We start from the raw sequence: 15,579 nt of genomic DNA on the forward strand, positions 1-15,579 counted from the left end.
CGGCTGAGGTCCTTCCGGGAATGCGGCCGAGGGCTGTCCGGCTGAGGTCCCCTTGAGAGACGGCCGGGAACACGAGCGCACTCCGACCGAGGCGGCCAAGCGGTTGCTTGGCTTGAGGATAACGATCAGGCCAGCGCTTGGGAAGGCTGCGGCCCTCGGCCCGTGAGCCACTCGAGCACCCTGCGGTGTCCCGAGGTCGCGTCCTCGAAGTGGCCCCAGTGCCAGTACCGGGGCTGGTCGCGGACGCCGGTCACCCACGTCCGGTACGAGACCGTGGCGCCCGTCGTCGCGGGCGCCACACCATAAGTGCGAATCACGACCTTGCCGCCCGGTGCGAACAGCACGTCGTCGGCGATCGGATACAGGGTCATCTGATCGAGCATGACCCGAATCCTCGCCGGAGGACGAGGCCGGGCGGTTACGCCTCCGGCGCGCCCCCGTTAAGCAGGCGCACCGGAGGTTAACACGGTGTTAAACGAGCAGGCCGTCGAACTCTCCGTCCTTCGCCCCGAGCACCAAGGCCCGGATCTCATCACGGGTATAGATGAGGGCAGGGCCTTCGGGGAAACGCGAGTTGCGCACCGCGATGCCCCCGTCGGGAAGCTCCGCGAGCTCCACACAGTTGCCCTGCGAGTTGCTGTAGCGGCTCTTGCGCCACGCGACCTGGGTCAGGTCGGTCGCGGGCATGCCGTTGTAGGTCTGATTCATCTACATCTTTCTGAGAAGACCGCCGATGAGCTCGACGGTGCCCCCTGGCGTGGTGCTCTCCACGCACAACTGCTCCATGGCCGTGAGGTACGGATCGACGTCCTCACGCTTGTCCAGGTACAGGGCACCCCAGAGCTGCTCGACGTAGACAACGTCCGACAAGTCGGACTCGGGAAACCGCAAGATGCTGAACGCACCCCCTTCAGCGGCGTGCTTGCCGAACCTGAAGGGCATCACCTGAATGGTGATGTTGGGCAGGGCAGCGACCTCCAGCAGATGCTGGAGCTGCTCGCGCATGACCTCCCGCCCACCGATGGTCCGCATGAGCGCAGCCTCGTCGATGACGGCCCACAGCCGGGGTCCGTCTTTCTGGGTGAAGCGCTCCTGGCGCTGCATGCGCATGTGCACGCGGCGCTCGATTCTGTCCGGACCCGCATCGGGATTGCCCAGCTCGAAGACCGATCGCGCGTACGAGGCCGTCTGCAGCAGGCCGGGCACGAACTGCACCTCATAGGTGCGGATCACGCTGGCGGCCTCCTCCAGGCCCACGTAGGTCGTGAACCACGAGGGCAGCTCGGCGGAGTACTTGTGCCACCACCCAGGGGTGTTGGCCTCGCGAACCATCTCCAGAAGGGCTCGGCGCTCGGCATCGTCGACGACGCCGTACAGGGTGAGCAGGTCTTCCACGTCACGTGTCTTGAAGCCGACGCGGCCGAGCTCCATGCGGCTGATCTTGGACTCGGACGCCCGGATGTGGAATCCGGCCTGTGCCCGGTCGAGACCCTTGCGCTCACGGAGGCGCCTCAGACTCGCCCCCAGCATGATGCGCCGAACGGTCGAACCGGAACCGGGCGGATCAATGGACACGTGCTGCTCCTTGGTCGTTTCCTTGCGACACAGTCTGTCACTTCACGGCCGAAAGATCATGGCCGCAAACGAGTCCCCTTTCCCCCATATCGACCTTTTGAGGCAACCGTAGCGCGTGCACGAGTTGTCTGCACGTGCATTCGCTCTTGCACCTGCACGAGAGTTTGCCGCAGAATGATCTACGTGCAATCCACCACGGCGCCCAGCCAGTGGACCAGCTTCGATTGGTGGCCCCCGATCGGCTGGTGGCCGGAGGCGGCTCGCGATCTGCTGGTCCCCGGTCCGTCCGCGAGCGCCACGTTCGTGCTCCCACCCACCCCTGCCTCGGTCCACTCCGCCCGCAGCTTCACGGTCGGCACCCTGACCGGGTGGGGGCTCGCCGAGCTGATCGACAACATGGAGCTCGTGGTCTCGGAGCTGGCGACCAACGCGCTGCGGCACGGCCTGCACCTGACCGAGTCGCGCGGCGAGTGCCCCGTCCACATGTCCCTGGTCCGCCGGGGACCGCTCGTGACCAGCGCGTTCACCGATCCAGGCGCATCGGTGCCGGTGCTGCGATACCCTGGCCCCCTTGACACCGGCGGCCTCGGACTCCACATCGTCGAATCGCTCAGCCTCCGCTGGGGGTGGTCCGCACTCGCACCCCACGGAAAGATCGTCTGGGCAGTCCTCTCCTGACCGGGGGTGATCTGCATTACCGTGGATGGTCATGGCTCACGGTGAGTCCCGCGCGCGACCCCATGAGAGTGCTGACAGATGGAAGATCACCTGCTCGGCTGGCTGCGAACACTAGACGAAGACAGGCTTGCCCGCATCCTGGCGAACAGGCCCGACGCCATCGCCGCGCCGTGGCCGCGCCGGCTCGACACGCTGGCCCAGCGGCTCGGCAACGGTTTCGCCGTGATGGAGACCCTGCAGCGGCTGCCGCTGCCCTGCCTGCAGCTGGCCGAGGCGGCGCTGGCCATGCCCGGCCCCACCGCCGAGCGGCTCGCGGCCTTCCTCGACACGCCGGCCGACGAGGTGATCCCCTGGCTCGAGCGTCTCTACGACCACGCGCTGGCCTGGCCCGGCGACGACGGCGTGATCCATCTGGCCGACGGCGTGCGGCGCTGGTGGACCGCGCCGCTCGGCCTCGGCGAACCACTCGACCACTACCTCAACTCCTGGACGATCAGCAACGACGCGCTGCGCGCCCTCGCCCGCAACCTCGGCCTGCCCGCCCAGGGCCACAAGCGCCGCACGATCGCCCGGGTGGCCGAGGCGCTCGGCGACGCCGCGCGCGTCAAGGCGCTGACGGCGCACGCGCCCGAGGGCACGATGGCGCTGCTCGACCGGTTCGCCTGGGAGGGGCCGGCGCTGCCCGTGGACGGCGGGAGGTTCGTCACCCCCGGCACGCCGGAGAAGTGGTGCGCCGATCACGGCCTGCTCTTCCGCCCCAGCTGGCACGTGGCGGAGATCCCCCGCGAGGTGGCGCTCCGCCTGCGCGGCCCCGGCTACCACCCGCCCTTCACGCCCGCGGCCCCCGAGGTGGCCACGATCCCGGTCGACCCCGAAGAGGTCGACCACCTGATGACGCTGGCCGCGCCGCACGTGGTCGAGCGGTGCGCGGCGCTGCTCGACAACGCCTCCAAGACGCCGCTGCCGCTGCTCAAGACCGGCGGCGTGGGCGTGCGCGAGGTGCGCAGGGTGGCCAAGGAGACCGGCTGCGACGAGGACGAGACGCGTCTGCTGCTGGAGATCTGCGCGGTGGCCCGGCTGCTGGCCTGGGACGAGCCGTCCGGCGGCCTGGTGCCCACCGAGCGCTTCGACCGCTGGCGGCTGGACGAGGGCTCCGCCCGGCTGCGGGTGCTGCTGTCGGCCTGGTGGCGCATGGAGCGCTCCTCGCTCCGCAAGATCGACGGCAAGTACGCCACCGTGCTCGGTGACGACCCCGCGGGCAGCGCCGTGGCCCGGGTGCGCCGCTCGGTGCTGTCGGTGCTGGCGTGCCTGCCCGCCGGCACGGCGTTCGCCGACCGCGACAGCCTCATCGCAGGCGTCCACTGGCACGCGCCGCTGCTCGACCGGCAACTGCTGCTCGACTGCGCGCCGGCCGTGCTCGACGAGGCCAGGCTGCTCGGCCTGCTGGCCAACGACGCGCTCACCGACCTGGGCCGGGCGCTGGCGGGCCTCACCGCCAAGCCCGGCGACGAGAACGACGACGCCGTGCCCATGGTCGAGCACGATCCGGTGCTGGTCGAGGTGTCCACCAGAGCCCTCGCCAGCGTGCGCAGGAGCGCCCTGTTCGGCCCCGACCTGACGGCCGTCGTGACCGGGCCTCCCTCGGCCGAGCTGGCCGCGCTGCTCGACCGGGTGGCCGAGCGCGAGTCCCGCGGCGCCGCCTCGGTGTGGCGCTTCACCGCCGAGAGCGTGCGCCGGGCGCTCGACCGCGGCTACGACGCCGACCAGCTGCTCGACGAGCTGGCCGCGGTGGGCGCCATCCCGCAGCCGCTCGAATACCTGGTGCGCGACAGCGCGCGCAGGCACGGCGAGGTGACGGTCACCACGGTCGGATGCGTCATCCAGGCCGGCGACACGGGCCTGCTGGCCGAGATCGCCGCACACCGGCGGCTGGTCCGGCTGGGCCTGCGCCTGCTCGCCCCCACCGTCCTGGTGAGCGCGGCGGGCGCCGAGCGCACGCTGTCCGCGCTGCGGGAGGCCGGCTACTCCCCCGTCCCCGTCTCCGACACCGGCGAGATCACCGTCCGCCGGGCCAGGAGCGCCGAGCTGTCCCCGGGCGAGGAGCCGAACAACGGCAAACTGATCCTGCTGCCCGGCGGCCAGGTGGCCGAGCTGTCGGACCACCCGGGCGGCGCCGGGCTGGAGCCGCCGGCCCACCTGCTGGCCGAGCCGCCGCCCGACCCGCACGAGCACGCCCGCCGGCTGATCGCCGCCAGCAGGGCCGAGGCCGACACGAGCGGCCGGACGTGGGCGATCATCGGCAGGATGGCGACCAGGCTGCCGACGGCGCAGCAGTCGTTGCTGGGCTTCGTGGTCGACCGGGGGGTGCGGGCGGGCATCACGCTGAGCGACGGGCTGACCGCCACGATCAGCCACGGGGAGCTCAAGGGCGCCGCGCTCGACGCCTGGTGCGAGGAGGCCGGCGACTACCTCGAGTTCCCCCTCGGGGAGATCGTCGAGGTCAGGGGAGCTTTTTAGCCTTCTTGAGGTTGGCCACGAGGCCCTCGAGGAAGGCCGCGTAGCCCTGGTAGCTGTAGGGCGCCTCGGCGTTCCACGGGTAGAGCTGGCCGGCCACGACCGCGGGGAGCTTGGCGAAGGTGGGCTTCTTCAGCATCTCCTCGGGCTTGAGCGCCTGGGTGCGGGTGTCGTAGAGGATCACGTCGGCGTCGTACTCGTCGGCGTTCTCCCAGCTCAGCGTCTGAAAGAAGCCGCCCTCGTCCACCTTGGACGGCTTGACGACGTCCAGGCCCGCGGCCATGAGGTGCACGATGTCGGGGTATTCGGGCGGGTTGACCACCCACATCGCGTCCGCGCCGCCCGACATCATGAGGATCTTGAGGTCCTTGAACTGGGCGAGCTCCTTGGTGGCGGCCTCCATGCGGGCCTTGGCCTCCGGCACGCCCTCCATGCCCGCGCCGAGGGACTTGGCCAGCTCCTCGTACTTGCCGATCACCTGGGTGGCGCTCTTGCCGGTGAGCATGATGCCGACGGTGGGGGCGACCTGCTCGATGGTGTCCTTCGACTTCTCGGGCACGTACCAGAGGGTGCCCTTGATGTACATGCTGCTGACCAGGAGGTCGGGCTGCAGCGCGATGTACTTCTCGACGTTGAACTCGTCCCACACGTTGCCCAGGCCCTCGACCTTGGTGATGTCGACGTTGCCGGCCTGCGGGTCCTTGCTGCCGTCCTTGAGCTTGTGCGGGCCGAACACCGCGATGGGGCGCACGCCGAAGTCCCACAGGGCGGCGGCCGCGCCGACCTGGGCGACGATCCTGGAGGGGACCTTGGGCTGCTGGATCTTCTTGTCGCGGTCGTCGGTGAACGACCAGCTCTGGGCCGCGGAGGAACCGGCGGGGGCGGCGGGCGTCTCGGCGCCCTCGCCGCACGCCGAGAGCGTCAGGGCCGCCGCGAACCCCGCCGCGGCCGACAGGAAGCCCCTGCGCGCCAGTACCGGTCCCGACATGTCCATCTCCTTAGGTTAGGCTTGCCTTGCTACAAGGTCATTAGATTAGCCTTGCCTAAGCTTGACGATGACGAGAGGGGGTCGGGTGCGCCCGGCTGAGGACACGGCGGTGACCGCCGCGGAGGCGGCCGAGGCCGTGAAGAGGCCGGTGTGGGCGCATCCCGCGGTGCTGGCCACCGGACTGGTCCTCGCGCTGGCGGTGCTGGCCCTGATGGCGATGGCGAGCGTCGCGCTGGGCGCGCGCTCTGTGCCGTTCTCCACGGTGATCGACGCCTTCGTCGCGCCCGACGGGTCCAACGACCACACCGTGATCCGGGAGCTGCGGGTGCCGCGTACGCTGCTCGGCCTCGGCGTGGGCGCGACACTCGGGCTGGCGGGCGCGCTCATGCAGAGCCTGACCCGCAACCCGCTGGCCGACCCGGGGTTGCTGGGCATCAACGAAGGGGCCGCGCTCGGGGTCACGCTGGCGCTCGGCGTCTTCGGGCTCAGCGACCCCGTGGTCTACGTGTGGTTCGCGTTCGGCGGGGCCGCGCTGGCCTCGGTCATGGTGTACGCGCTCGCCTCGGCCGGCCGCTCGGGCTCCAGCCCGGTCCGGCTCACGCTCGCCGGCGTCGCTCTCGGCATGGTCGCCACCGCCATCGCCTCGGCCATCCTGCGCATGGACACGCAGACGTTCGACCGGATGAGGTTCTGGCTGACCGGCTCGCTGGCCGGGCAGACGGCGGACACGCTGGTGCGGCTGGCGCCGTTCATGGTCGCGGGACTGGTGCTCGGGCTGCTGCTGGCCCGGCCGCTCAACATGCTGGCGCTGGGCGACGACGCGGGCAAGGCGCTGGGCGTGGCCGTCAACCGCACCAGGATCCTCACGGGCGTCGCCGTCACGCTGCTGTGCGGCGCCGCCACCGCCGCGGCCGGGCCGCTGTGGTTCGTGGGGCTGATCGTGCCGCACGCCGTGCGCGCCGTGGTGGGGCCCGACCAGCGGTGGGTGCTGCCGTATTCGGCGGTGGCCGCGCCGGTGCTGCTGCTGGGGGCGGACGTGGTGGGCCGGCTCATCGCCCGGCCCGGAGAGGTGCAGGTGGGGATCGTGTGGGCGGTGATCGGCGCGCCGATCTTCATCATGCTGGCCAGGCGGAAGCGGGTGGCGGCGCTGTGATCGTCCGGGTCGGCCCCTATTCCGTACGTCTCGCGCCCCGCGCCCTGCTCGTCGGCCTCGCCCTCGTCCTGGTCGCCTGCGCGGTCACCGTGGCGGCCCTCTCGACGGGCGAGTTCACCGTGCCCGTGCCCGACATCGTCACCGCGCTCTTCGGCCAGGGCACGCCGGTCGCCGAGCTTATCGTGAGCAAGCTGCGGGCGCCCCGGGTGGTGACGGGGCTGCTGGTGGGCGCGGCGTTCGGGCTCAGCGGCGCGATCTTCCAGAGCCTCACCAGGAACCCCCTGGGCAGCCCCGACTTCATCGGCTTCACCGCCGGCGCCTCGACGGGCGGCATCATGGCCGTGGTCGCGGGGGGCTCGGCCGCGACCATCGCGGGCGGCGCGATGGCCGGATGCGTGATCACGGCCGCGCTCGTGTACGGGCTCGCCTTCCGCGGCGGCGTGCAGGGCTACCGGCTCGTCCTGGTCGGCATCGGGGCGAACGCGCTGCTGCTGGCGGTCAACTCCTATCTGCTCACCCGGGCGAACGTCAACGACGCGGCCACCGCGGGAGCCTGGCTCACCGGCAGCCTCAGCGGGCGCGGCTGGGACCACGCGATCCCGGTCGCGCTGGCGCTGGCCGTGCTCGTGCCGGTGTGCCTGCGCCTGGCCCGGCCGATGCGGATGATCGAGATGGGCGACGACGCGGCCAAGGCCATGGGCATCAGGGTCGAGCCGGTGCGGGCCGCGGCCATCGCGGCCGGCGTGCTGCTGTCCGGCGTGGCCACCGCCGCGGCCGGCCCAGTGGTGTTCGTCGCCCTGGCCGCGCCCCAGCTCGCGCGGCGGCTGACCCGCTCCCCCGGGGTCACGATGGGGGCGTCCGCCCTGATGGGGGCCGTGCTGCTGACGGGAGCCGACCTGGCCGCGCAGCGGCTGCTCGCGCCCACCCAGCTGCCCGTCGGCGTGCTGACCGCCGCCGTCGGCGGCACGTACCTCGCCCTGCTCCTGCGAAAGGACCGCCACTGATGCCTGCTCCTGGGAAGGATTGCCGCTGATGCCCGATGTACGTCTGTCCGGCACCGGCCTGACCCTCGCCTACGACCAGCGCGTCGTGGCCACGGACCTGAGCGTGGCCATCCCCGACGAGTCCTTCACCGTGATCATCGGCCCGAACGCGTGCGGCAAGTCGACCCTGCTGCGGGCCCTGGCCCGGATGCTCAAGCCCAAGACCGGGGCCGTCCACCTGGACGGGAGCGTCATCACGTCGCTGCCGTCGAAGGAGGTGGCGCGGCGGCTGGGCCTGCTGCCGCAGACCTCGATCGTGCCGGACGGGATCACCGTGGCGGACCTGGTGGCCCGGGGACGCTACCCGCACCAGCGGCTCATGCGGCAGTGGTCGCGGGCCGACGAGGCCGCCGTGGCCGAGGCCATGCGGTCCACCGACGTGGCGGAGCTCGCCGACCGGATCGTGGACGAACTGTCCGGGGGGCAGCGGCAGCGGGTGTGGCTGGCGATGGCGCTGGCCCAGGAGACGCCGATCCTGCTGCTGGACGAGCCGACCACGTTCCTGGACATCTCCCACCAGATCGAGGTCCTCGATCTTTGCGCGGATCTGCACGAGGCGGGGCGGACCATGGTGGCCGTTCTGCACGACCTGAACCAGGCGTGCCGGTACGCGACGCATCTGATCGTGATGCGGGCCGGCAAGATCGTCGCCGAGGGCGACCCGACGGAGATCGTCACTCCCGACCTCGTCCACGAGGTCTTCGACCTGCGCTGCGAGATCATCCCGGACCCGCAGTCCGGCACCCCGCTGATCGTCCCGGAATCCCGCCGCCGCGTCTCCCCGGCCACCGCCTGACACCCCCTCGTTGGCACAGGCCCGAGGGCAGGCGCACTCCGGCAGCGGCCACGAGCGCGGGAATGCGCCGTGGCGGAGGGGGCACAGCCGGCAGTAGTGGCATGCGGGCGTGGATCCCGACGGACCTACGGCAGGCGCACGCACGGCGCGCGGGCGCAGGCTGACGAGCCGGCGTGCGCAGGCTGGCGGCGCGGCGACCGGCCGTGGATGCGCGGCCGCCTATGGGGCGCAGTCCGGTCCCCGGCACAGGCCCACCGCGGTCGCGGAGACGGTCAAGGGTGTCAGGGCTGGGTGGTGGCGGAGAAGGCCAAGGTGGTGATGGCCTGGATGGCGCGGGGCTCGCCGTATTGGGCTCGGAGGACGCCTGCCGTCTCGGCGCTCACGGCCGCCAGCAGCGCGTGCGACAGCGCGTCGGCGTCGATCCGCTGGCTGGACTCCGCGAGGAGGATGGCGACGTGGCGGTGCCAGAAACGGTAGGCGCCGATGCGGTAGCGTGCGCCCGGGCTGGCGGTTTCCGAGACTCGGACCAGGTCCAGATGGTCGAAGAGGTAACGCAGGTAGGCGGCGACGAAGGCGGCCAGGCGGTCGCGGGCGGGCGCGCCGGGCCCCAGGGGCGGCGGGCCGGACAGGATGCGTTGCTGGAGGTCGCGTTCGCGGGCGTCGAGGAGCGCCACGGCCAGGCCGGACTTGTCGCCGAATCTACGGAAAAGCGTCCCCTTGCCCACGCCGGCCTCCGCGGCGATGGCGTCCATCGAAACCGCTTCGACCCCCTTCTCGGCGAAGAGCCGCGCCGCCGCCGCCAGCACCTTCTCCCGGTTGCGCGCCGCGTCGGCGCGCTCCTTGGGCGGGCGGGCGCGCAGCAACTCCAGCCGCTCCTTCGACGAACCAGACCGCGGCTCAGCGTTTCCCGAATCCTCCACAAACCGGACTGTAGTCCAATTACCTCGAAGGGCACAACGCGTGAAGCCCACCGACCGACGCGCCCTCGGTACGCACTGACGACGTGGAATGAACGCGGTCCACGGCCGACCCTCTGCCGGACGAAGCCGGGCGAAGTCGGGCGAAGTCAGCACGCTCGTATGGATGCCGGCGGCCGTCCCCGCGGCCAAGGGGAGTGCTCGACGTGGACATGCGGCCGCAGGCGTTCTTCCGGCGCGTCGCCGGGATCGTGGACGCCCCGTGGGAGATCACGGTCCGCGGCGACCTGGGGATGCCCGGCGATTCCCGCGGGTGGCGGGCCTCCGCGACCCGCCGCCGTCGCTGCTGAGCCCGTTCGGGCCGGTCAGAATGCTCCGCAGCGGCGCACAGCGAGCAGTGCCAGTGCCCGCGTGACCGTGTGCAGCTCGGCCAGCCGGACCTGCTCCCTGGGGGCGTGCGCGTAGCGCACGTCTCCGGGGCCGTAGTGCAGCGTCGGGATCCCGCCGGCCGCGTACAACCGAAGGTCGCTCCCGTACGGCGCCGCGGCCTCGGGCGGCCGCGTACCGGTCGTGTCGGCGACTGCCCGCCCCACCTCGTCGAGCAGCTCGTGCCCGGCGGGCAGCCGGCCGCTGGCGAACTGGCCGCCCGGCCACGTCACCACGGGCGGGTTGGCGCGCAGCCAGGGGTGCGCGACCTCGGCGACCGCCTGCTCGAACGCGGCCCGCGCGTCGGCCGGGTCCTCCTCCAGCCGCACCCCGAGCCGTCCCTCGGCGACCAGCAGGTCGGGCACCGTGCTGGCCCAGTCGCCCGCCCGGACGACGCCGACCTCGATCGGATAGGGGATGGCGGTGTCGCGGAAGAGGCCGGAAACGTCGCGGTTGCGCTCGGCCTCCAGCCGTCTGATCGCCTCGAACACCGGCCAGAACACCTCGATCGCGCTGACGCCCTCGTGGCGGGTGGCGCCGTGCGCGGCCCGGCCGGCGATCTCCAGCCGGAACGTCAGCGCCCCCGCGTTGGCCGTGATGATCGCGCCGCTGGTGGGCTCGCTGATGACCGCGGCCTCCGCCGTGTGCCCCCTGGCCAGCGTGGCGAAGGCGCCGAGCCCGCCGTCCTCCTCGCTGATCACGCAGTGCACCGCCAGCGGCCTGGCCAGGCGCACTCCGGCCCGGTGGATCGCCCTGGCCACGGCCAGGTTGGCGGCGAGGCCGGCCTTCATGTCGCAGGCGCCCCTGCCGTGCAACACGTCGCCGGCGATGCGCGCCGCGAACGGGTCGCTGCCCTCCCACTTGGCCAGGTCGCCGGTGGGGACGACGTCCACGTGGCCCTGGAGCGCGAGTGCCGGCGGGCCCTCGCCCCCGGTCACGGCCACGACGCCGTACCCCTCGGCCCTGGGGGCCTCGGTGCCGGGGAACCCCGGCCTGCCGGTCAGGTCGGCGAGGTCGAGCTTCCAGACGTCCACGTCCATGCCGGCCTCGGTGAGGAGCCGGGCGAAGCGGTGCTGCAGCTCCGACTCGGCGTCGGTGCCGGTGACGCTGGGGACCCGCACGGTCTCGGCCAGCAGGGTGACGGTCTCGGCCTCGTCGACGGCGTCGAGGACCCGGGCTTCCACGTCTCGCATGGTGCACACCTTATTCACGCGTGAACCCATGTCAGGACTTGTGGCGATACAGGGCGTGCGGACATGGGTGAGCTGGATCGCGGTGATGCCCTTCGCCCTGTGGGCGGTGGTGCGGTTGAGCGGGTTCGAGCCGGACTGGCCGTGGGTGCCTCTGGTGGCGTACACGCCGTACGCGACCGCGGCGGTGGTGGTGAGCGGGCTGCTGGCCGTGCTGCTGCGGCGGTGGGCGGCGGGCACCGCCGCGCTCGTGGCGGTGCTGGCGCTGACACCGGTCGTGCTGCCCCGGGCCTTCCCCGACGGCAATCCGGACGCCAAAGGCCCGGTGCTGCGGGTGCTTGCGGCCAACCTCATGGTAGGACAGGCCGACACGACGGAGCTGATGCGGCTGGTCGAGCGGTTGGGGCCGGACGTGCTGACGCTGCAGGAGTTCACGCCCGCCGCGATGGAGCGGCTGGACGACGCGGGGATCCGCGACGTGTTCCCGCACGCCGTCACGTGGCCGTTGAACGGTGTCGGCGGGTCCGCGGTGTACGCGCGCCACCCGCTCCAGGGCGGGCCGATGATCAAGATAGGCGCGTTCGGGCAGGCCAGGGCCTGGCTGAAGCATCCCGGCGGGGCCCGGATCGAGATCGTCTCGGTGCATCCGTGCGCGCCCAAGCGGCTCGGGCGGCAGCCGTGCTGGAAAGGAGGGCTGGAGGCGCTGCCGCGCGGCGGCCGCGAGCTGCGGGTGCTGGCCGGCGACTTCAACGCCACGCTCGACCACCTGCCGATGCGCGACCTGCTGGAGGCGGGCTACCGGGACGCGGCCGACGTCATGGGCAAGGGATTCGTGGCGACCTGGCCGCAGAACGGCCCGTTGGTCCAGTCACCGGGGGTGACGATCGACCACGTGCTGGCCGACTCGCGGATGGCCGTGCGCGCGTTCGAGGTGCTGTCGCTGGACGGCACCGACCACCGGCCGGTGTTCGCCGAGCTCAGACTGCCATGATCGCGCATACCGGGAGTCGGCGGGTGCCGTGACTCGTAGACTTGAGCCTGTGGAACAGCCCAAGTTCGAGATTCAGATGCTGCACGACCGGGTCATGATCAAGCTGGAGCAGGAGGCGGAGGAGCGGCGCAGCGGCTCCGGCATCGTCATCCCGGCGACGGTCAAGATGGCCAACCGGCTGGCTTGGGGCGAGGTGTGCGGCGTGGGCACGAACGTGCGCTCGGTCAAGGTGGGCGACAAGGTGCTGTTCAACCCTGAGGACCAGTTCGAGGTGGAGGTGCACGCGCAGGTCTACCTGGTGATGCGCGAGCGCGACCTGCACGCGGTGGCCACGCAGGAGACCGACCACGGCACCGGCCTCTACCTATGACGTCCGGGTGAAGGAGAGCCACAGCTCCGCGGCCCACGTCCGGGCCGGCACGCTCGCGAGCACCCGGGTGACCTCGCCTTTCAGATCGACGACCGACAGCCGGTAGGCGCCCCGGTGCGCCATGACGGCGATGACGTGGCTCTCGTCCCACCAGCCGAAGACGGCCTCGGGCCGTACGTCCACCCGCTGGGCGATCCTGCCGGCGATGGGGTCCACCAGGCAGAGCCGCTCCCTGAGCCGCGACGGGCACCACGTCGCCAGGCGCCTGCCCGAGGGCGAGAACGCGTCCTCGGGGCCGGTCGGCAGGCCGACGCCCGGCAGCGTGCGCACGACCGCGCCGTCGGAAGGCCGGTGGAATCGCAGGCCCGTGCCGTGCCGGGAGACGAGGTTGCCGTCGGGGCTCCACCAGAACCCCGCCTGCGCGCTCAGTCCGGAGACCCGCACCGTGCGGGCCTTCTTGGCGGCCACGTCCACGACCGTGAAGCCGAGCACCCGCCACTTCCCGCTCACCTTCTGCTCCACCGTGAGCGCGACCTTCGTGCCGTCGCGGGACCAGGAGGCGTAGGAGGCGGTCAGCGGCTTCTTGACCGTGCGGATCCTGGTGGACGTGCCGGTGGTGCGGTCGGTGACGACGAGGGCGTCGTAGCCGGACCGGTATCCCGTCGGCACGCCTGCCGCCAGCCGGCCGCCGGGCGCGACGGACACTTCGGACAGGCCCTTCTCCCAGGCGAAGGCGGCGCCCTTGGCGGCTCTGAGGTAGGCGCGGCCGGTGCCGAGGCCGTACGCGGTGAGCCGTACGGGATCGCCGGTTTTTTCCTGATATTTCATGCCACCTGTGCCCGGGAGCGGGACATCTGCCCGGGCCGCGGCCGGGGCGGACAGGGTCAGGGACAGGGTCAGAGACAGCGCGATGGCGGTGGCGGCGATCACGCTCCGCACGATAGACAGCCGTCCGCCCGATTCGGGCGGCCATACCGACCGGGTCTAGATGTAACGCGTGGCGATCGCGATGACGTCGAAGCCGAGCGTGCGCAGGCCGAAGTAGACGATCACGGCGGCGGCGGCCAGGGTCACGATGAGCACGACGATGCGGACGCCCCATCCCTGCCGTTTGTACCACTGCGTCCAGGCGTGCAGCGTGCGCTTGCCGAACTCGAGCAGCTTGTGCGCCCAGTGGAACTCCGTCGCCAGCACCGCCAGCCCGGCGAACACCACCAGCCAGCCCGGCCCGGGGAACGGCACCATGATGAGCCCGCCCACCACCATGAGCGTGCCGATCACGCCGACCACGATCTTCAGCGTGAGCGCGCCCGTGCGGGTGGACCTGATGCCGTCGAGCCATCCGTGGATGCCCTCACGGCGTTCGGGCATGGGCGACTGGTCGGCGGCCTCCTCCTTGATCACGTCGGCGTCGCCGGTGTCGGAGTTCTTAATCTGCACAATTCCCCCCGCCAGTCGGTGTGCCCCCCAGGATACGACTCCGCCACGCCTACCACTTGCAGCCGACTAGCAAACCACCAAACCCCACGAAGCGTAAAATTTCCAACCTGGTTGGGGCCTTACGGCAAACATCGGTTAATGTCTGCTATGCCCGAGGTCCTACTCCGCACCGTCACCGGCCCTGTACATGCCGCCGCCGTCACCGGCGCCGTCCTCCCCCACGAGCACCTGCGTACCGACATGCGCTGGGCGGTCGGCATCGACTCCGACCCGCACCGCTGGCTCGACGAGGAGGCGACCGTCACCGCCGAGCTGCGCGAGCTGCGCCAGAGCGGCGACCTCGGCCTTGTGGTGGACCTCACCTGCATGGGCATGGGCCGCGACGCCGCCGCCCTGGCCTGCGTCGCGGCGGGCAGCCGGGTACCGGTGATCGCGTCGACCGGGCTCTTCGCCGAGCCGTTCACGGACGTGCGCGACGACGACGTGGACGCGCTCACCGGCAGGCTGATGTACGAGATCTCCAACGGCGTGGACGGCACCGGCGTGTTCCCCGGCGTGATCGGCGAGGTCGGCTGCTGGGGGCCCGAACCCACACCGTTCGAGGAGCGCTGCCTGATCGCCGCCGCGCACGCCTCACTCCGGTCCCGCCTGCCGGTCGCCACCCACGGAAAGAACGCTCTGGCCCTGCTGGAGATCCTCCTCGGCCAGAACCTGCCTGGGCCGCGGGTGGCCGTCGGCTACGCGGGGACCGACGTCGGCGCAGCACGCAAGATCGCCGAGGCGGGGGCGTACGTGAGCCTGGGGATCCTCGGACTGGGCGTCGATCAGGCGGCCAGGATCGCGCTCGGCCTCATCGAGGACGGCCACGCCGAGCGGCTGCTGATCAGCACCGGGCTGAGCCGGATCGCGCAGGTCCGCAAGTACGGCGGGCCTGGCTACGTCCACCTGTTCAACGCGCTGCTGCCCCGCCTGCGCGACGCCGGGACGAGCGAGGAGACGATCCGCCTCATCACCCGCGACAACCCGCTGCGGTGGCTGACGTCCGGCTCCGGCTGACGAGGGTTGACCTCAACATAACTTGAGGTTGCACGCTGACCTCATGACTTTCACGCGAGAAGAACTGAACTACCTGGCCACGCAGCGGCTCGGCCGCCTCGCCACCGTCTCGCCCGAGGGCCAGGTCCAGAACAGCCCGACCGGTTTCTTCGTCGACGCCGAGACCGGCACGATCGACATCGGCGGGCACGAGCTGGGCAAGTCCAAGAAGTTCAGGAATGTGCAGGCGGGGAGCACGGTGGCGTTCGTGGTGGACGATCTCGCCTCGGTGAGCACGTGGGTGGTGCGGGGCGTGGAGATCCGGGGTACGGCGCAGGCGCTGACGGGGCAGGAGCCGCCGTTCCGGGGCTTCTCCGGCGAGCTCATCCGGATCACCCCCAACAAGATCATCTCTTGGGGGCTGGATGGGCCGGCGTCGAACCGGAAGGTGTGAAACTCGATA

The 15,579-nt window shown here is 71.5% G+C and carries 18 protein-coding genes; 10 read left to right on the forward strand and 8 right to left on the reverse strand.

The features are described from left to right. Positions 1 to 125: 125 nt before the first annotated feature. From ID574_RS33855 to ID574_RS33865, 3 genes are all read right to left on the reverse strand, one after another. On the reverse strand, positions 126 to 383 hold the full coding sequence (locus ID574_RS33855) for a 3'-5' exonuclease family protein (protein ID WP_188193050.1): 258 nt from the start codon (positions 381 to 383) through the stop codon (positions 126 to 128). An 88-nt stretch (positions 384 to 471) separates the two neighbouring features. Next, positions 472 to 708, reverse strand: coding sequence for a DUF397 domain-containing protein (locus ID574_RS33860; protein WP_188193051.1), 237 nt, complete (start codon positions 706 to 708; stop codon positions 472 to 474). Then, positions 709 to 1,530: a helix-turn-helix domain-containing protein gene (locus ID574_RS33865; RefSeq protein WP_223167348.1), complete on the reverse strand. Its 822-nt coding sequence runs from the start codon at positions 1,528 to 1,530 to the stop codon at positions 709 to 711. 219 nt (positions 1,531 to 1,749) lie between these two features. Between ID574_RS33865 and ID574_RS33870 the strand changes: the two genes are divergently transcribed. Both ID574_RS33870 and ID574_RS33875 read left to right on the forward strand, forming a co-directional pair. Beyond that, a complete protein-coding gene (locus ID574_RS33870; RefSeq protein ID WP_188193053.1) occupies positions 1,750 to 2,253 on the forward strand; it encodes an ATP-binding protein in 504 nt (167 codons plus the stop codon). 78 nt (positions 2,254 to 2,331) lie between these two features. Then, positions 2,332 to 4,770 (forward strand): helicase-associated domain-containing protein, encoded by a 2,439-nt coding sequence (locus tag ID574_RS33875; RefSeq protein ID WP_188193054.1) that lies wholly within the window; start codon positions 2,332 to 2,334, stop codon positions 4,768 to 4,770. On the opposite strand, the gene ID574_RS33880 is transcribed toward ID574_RS33875, so the two are convergent. Continuing rightward, positions 4,754 to 5,755 carry an ABC transporter substrate-binding protein gene (locus ID574_RS33880; protein WP_188193055.1) on the reverse strand — a complete coding sequence of 334 codons (1,002 nt, stop codon included), beginning with the start codon at positions 5,753 to 5,755 and terminating at the stop codon, positions 4,754 to 4,756. The two genes, ID574_RS33875 and ID574_RS33880, sit on opposite strands and share 17 nt — an antisense overlap. An 85-nt stretch (positions 5,756 to 5,840) precedes the next feature. On the opposite strand from ID574_RS33880, the gene ID574_RS33885 reads away from it, so the two are divergent. The 3 genes from ID574_RS33885 to ID574_RS33895 are packed head-to-tail and all read left to right on the forward strand — an operon-like array spanning position 5,841 to position 8,747. Further along, positions 5,841 to 6,908, forward strand: a complete 1,068-nt coding sequence (locus tag ID574_RS33885; protein ID WP_223167327.1) for a FecCD family ABC transporter permease — start codon at positions 5,841 to 5,843, stop codon at positions 6,906 to 6,908. Beyond that, complete coding sequence (locus ID574_RS33890; RefSeq protein ID WP_188193057.1) at positions 6,905 to 7,912, forward strand: FecCD family ABC transporter permease; 1,008 nt, start codon at positions 6,905 to 6,907, stop codon at positions 7,910 to 7,912. Before ID574_RS33885 ends, ID574_RS33890 begins: the two co-directional genes overlap by 4 nt. 28 nt (positions 7,913 to 7,940) lie before the next feature. Then, positions 7,941 to 8,747 carry an ABC transporter ATP-binding protein gene (locus ID574_RS33895; protein ID WP_188193058.1) on the forward strand — a complete coding sequence of 269 codons (807 nt, stop codon included), beginning with the start codon at positions 7,941 to 7,943 and terminating at the stop codon, positions 8,745 to 8,747. Between the two features lie 281 nt (positions 8,748 to 9,028). Here ID574_RS33895 and ID574_RS33900 read toward each other — a convergent pair whose 3' ends face one another. Beyond that, complete coding sequence (locus ID574_RS33900; protein ID WP_223167328.1) at positions 9,029 to 9,667, reverse strand: TetR/AcrR family transcriptional regulator; 639 nt, start codon at positions 9,665 to 9,667, stop codon at positions 9,029 to 9,031. Between the two features lie 203 nt (positions 9,668 to 9,870). Between ID574_RS33900 and ID574_RS33905 the strand changes: the two genes are divergently transcribed. Further along, positions 9,871 to 10,014, forward strand: a complete 144-nt coding sequence (locus ID574_RS33905; RefSeq protein WP_188193059.1) for a hypothetical protein — start codon at positions 9,871 to 9,873, stop codon at positions 10,012 to 10,014. A gap of 15 nt (positions 10,015 to 10,029) precedes the next feature. Here ID574_RS33905 and ID574_RS33910 read toward each other — a convergent pair whose 3' ends face one another. Continuing rightward, positions 10,030 to 11,283, reverse strand: coding sequence for an ArgE/DapE family deacylase (locus tag ID574_RS33910; RefSeq protein WP_188193060.1), 1,254 nt, complete (start codon positions 11,281 to 11,283; stop codon positions 10,030 to 10,032). Between the two features lie 28 nt (positions 11,284 to 11,311). Here ID574_RS33910 and ID574_RS33915 point away from each other — a divergent pair, with 28 nt between their 5' ends. Next, positions 11,312 to 12,271 carry an endonuclease/exonuclease/phosphatase family protein gene (locus ID574_RS33915; protein WP_188193061.1) on the forward strand — a complete coding sequence of 320 codons (960 nt, stop codon included), beginning with the start codon at positions 11,312 to 11,314 and terminating at the stop codon, positions 12,269 to 12,271. A 49-nt stretch (positions 12,272 to 12,320) separates the two neighbouring features. Beyond that, the gene (locus ID574_RS33920; RefSeq protein WP_188193062.1) at positions 12,321 to 12,641 is read left to right on the forward strand and encodes a GroES family chaperonin; all 321 of its coding nucleotides are present in this window, start codon (positions 12,321 to 12,323) and stop codon (positions 12,639 to 12,641) included. Here ID574_RS33920 and ID574_RS33925 read toward each other — a convergent pair. Together ID574_RS33925 and ID574_RS33930 are read right to left on the reverse strand one after the other, a co-directional pair. Next, complete coding sequence (locus ID574_RS33925; protein ID WP_188193063.1) at positions 12,636 to 13,571, reverse strand: TolB family protein; 936 nt, start codon at positions 13,569 to 13,571, stop codon at positions 12,636 to 12,638. The genes ID574_RS33920 and ID574_RS33925 overlap by 6 nt on opposite strands. Before the next feature lie 54 nt (positions 13,572 to 13,625). Next, the gene (locus ID574_RS33930; protein WP_188193064.1) at positions 13,626 to 14,081 is read right to left on the reverse strand and encodes a TIGR02611 family protein; all 456 of its coding nucleotides are present in this window, start codon (positions 14,079 to 14,081) and stop codon (positions 13,626 to 13,628) included. Positions 14,082 to 14,228: 147 nt separating this feature from the next. Here ID574_RS33930 and ID574_RS33935 point away from each other — a divergent pair, with 147 nt between their 5' ends. Beyond that, on the forward strand, positions 14,229 to 15,137 hold the full coding sequence (locus tag ID574_RS33935) for a phosphotriesterase family protein (RefSeq protein WP_188193065.1): 909 nt from the start codon (positions 14,229 to 14,231) through the stop codon (positions 15,135 to 15,137). A 43-nt stretch (positions 15,138 to 15,180) separates the two neighbouring features. Next, positions 15,181 to 15,570, forward strand: a complete 390-nt coding sequence (locus tag ID574_RS33940) for a PPOX class F420-dependent oxidoreductase (protein WP_188193066.1) — start codon at positions 15,181 to 15,183, stop codon at positions 15,568 to 15,570. Positions 15,571 to 15,579: the final 9 nt, after the last annotated feature.

The organism is Nonomuraea sp. SYSU D8015 (genome assembly GCF_008065375.1).
Taxonomy (GTDB): Bacteria; Actinomycetota; Actinomycetes; order Streptosporangiales; family Streptosporangiaceae; genus Nonomuraea.

Bases quoted from the DNA above. Each gene is read 5' to 3' on its own strand.
- ID574_RS33855 (WP_188193050.1), bottom strand. From the start codon at position 383: ATGCTCGATCAGATGACCCTGTATCCGATCGCCGACGACGTGCTGTTC.
- ID574_RS33860 (WP_188193051.1), bottom strand. From the start codon at position 708: ATGAATCAGACCTACAACGGCATGCCCGCGACCGACCTGACCCAGGTC.
- ID574_RS33865 (WP_223167348.1), bottom strand. From the start codon at position 1,530: ATGCTGGGGGCGAGTCTGAGGCGCCTCCGTGAGCGCAAGGGTCTCGAC.
- ID574_RS33870 (WP_188193053.1), top strand. From the start codon at position 1,750: ATGATCTACGTGCAATCCACCACGGCGCCCAGCCAGTGGACCAGCTTC.
- ID574_RS33875 (WP_188193054.1), top strand. From the start codon at position 2,332: ATGGAAGATCACCTGCTCGGCTGGCTGCGAACACTAGACGAAGACAGG.
- ID574_RS33880 (WP_188193055.1), bottom strand. From the start codon at position 5,755: ATGTCGGGACCGGTACTGGCGCGCAGGGGCTTCCTGTCGGCCGCGGCG.
- ID574_RS33895 (WP_188193058.1), top strand. From the start codon at position 7,941: ATGCCCGATGTACGTCTGTCCGGCACCGGCCTGACCCTCGCCTACGAC.
- ID574_RS33910 (WP_188193060.1), bottom strand. From the start codon at position 11,283: ATGCGAGACGTGGAAGCCCGGGTCCTCGACGCCGTCGACGAGGCCGAG.
- ID574_RS33915 (WP_188193061.1), top strand. From the start codon at position 11,312: ATGTCAGGACTTGTGGCGATACAGGGCGTGCGGACATGGGTGAGCTGG.
- ID574_RS33935 (WP_188193065.1), top strand. From the start codon at position 14,229: ATGCCCGAGGTCCTACTCCGCACCGTCACCGGCCCTGTACATGCCGCC.
- ID574_RS33940 (WP_188193066.1), top strand. From the start codon at position 15,181: ATGACTTTCACGCGAGAAGAACTGAACTACCTGGCCACGCAGCGGCTC.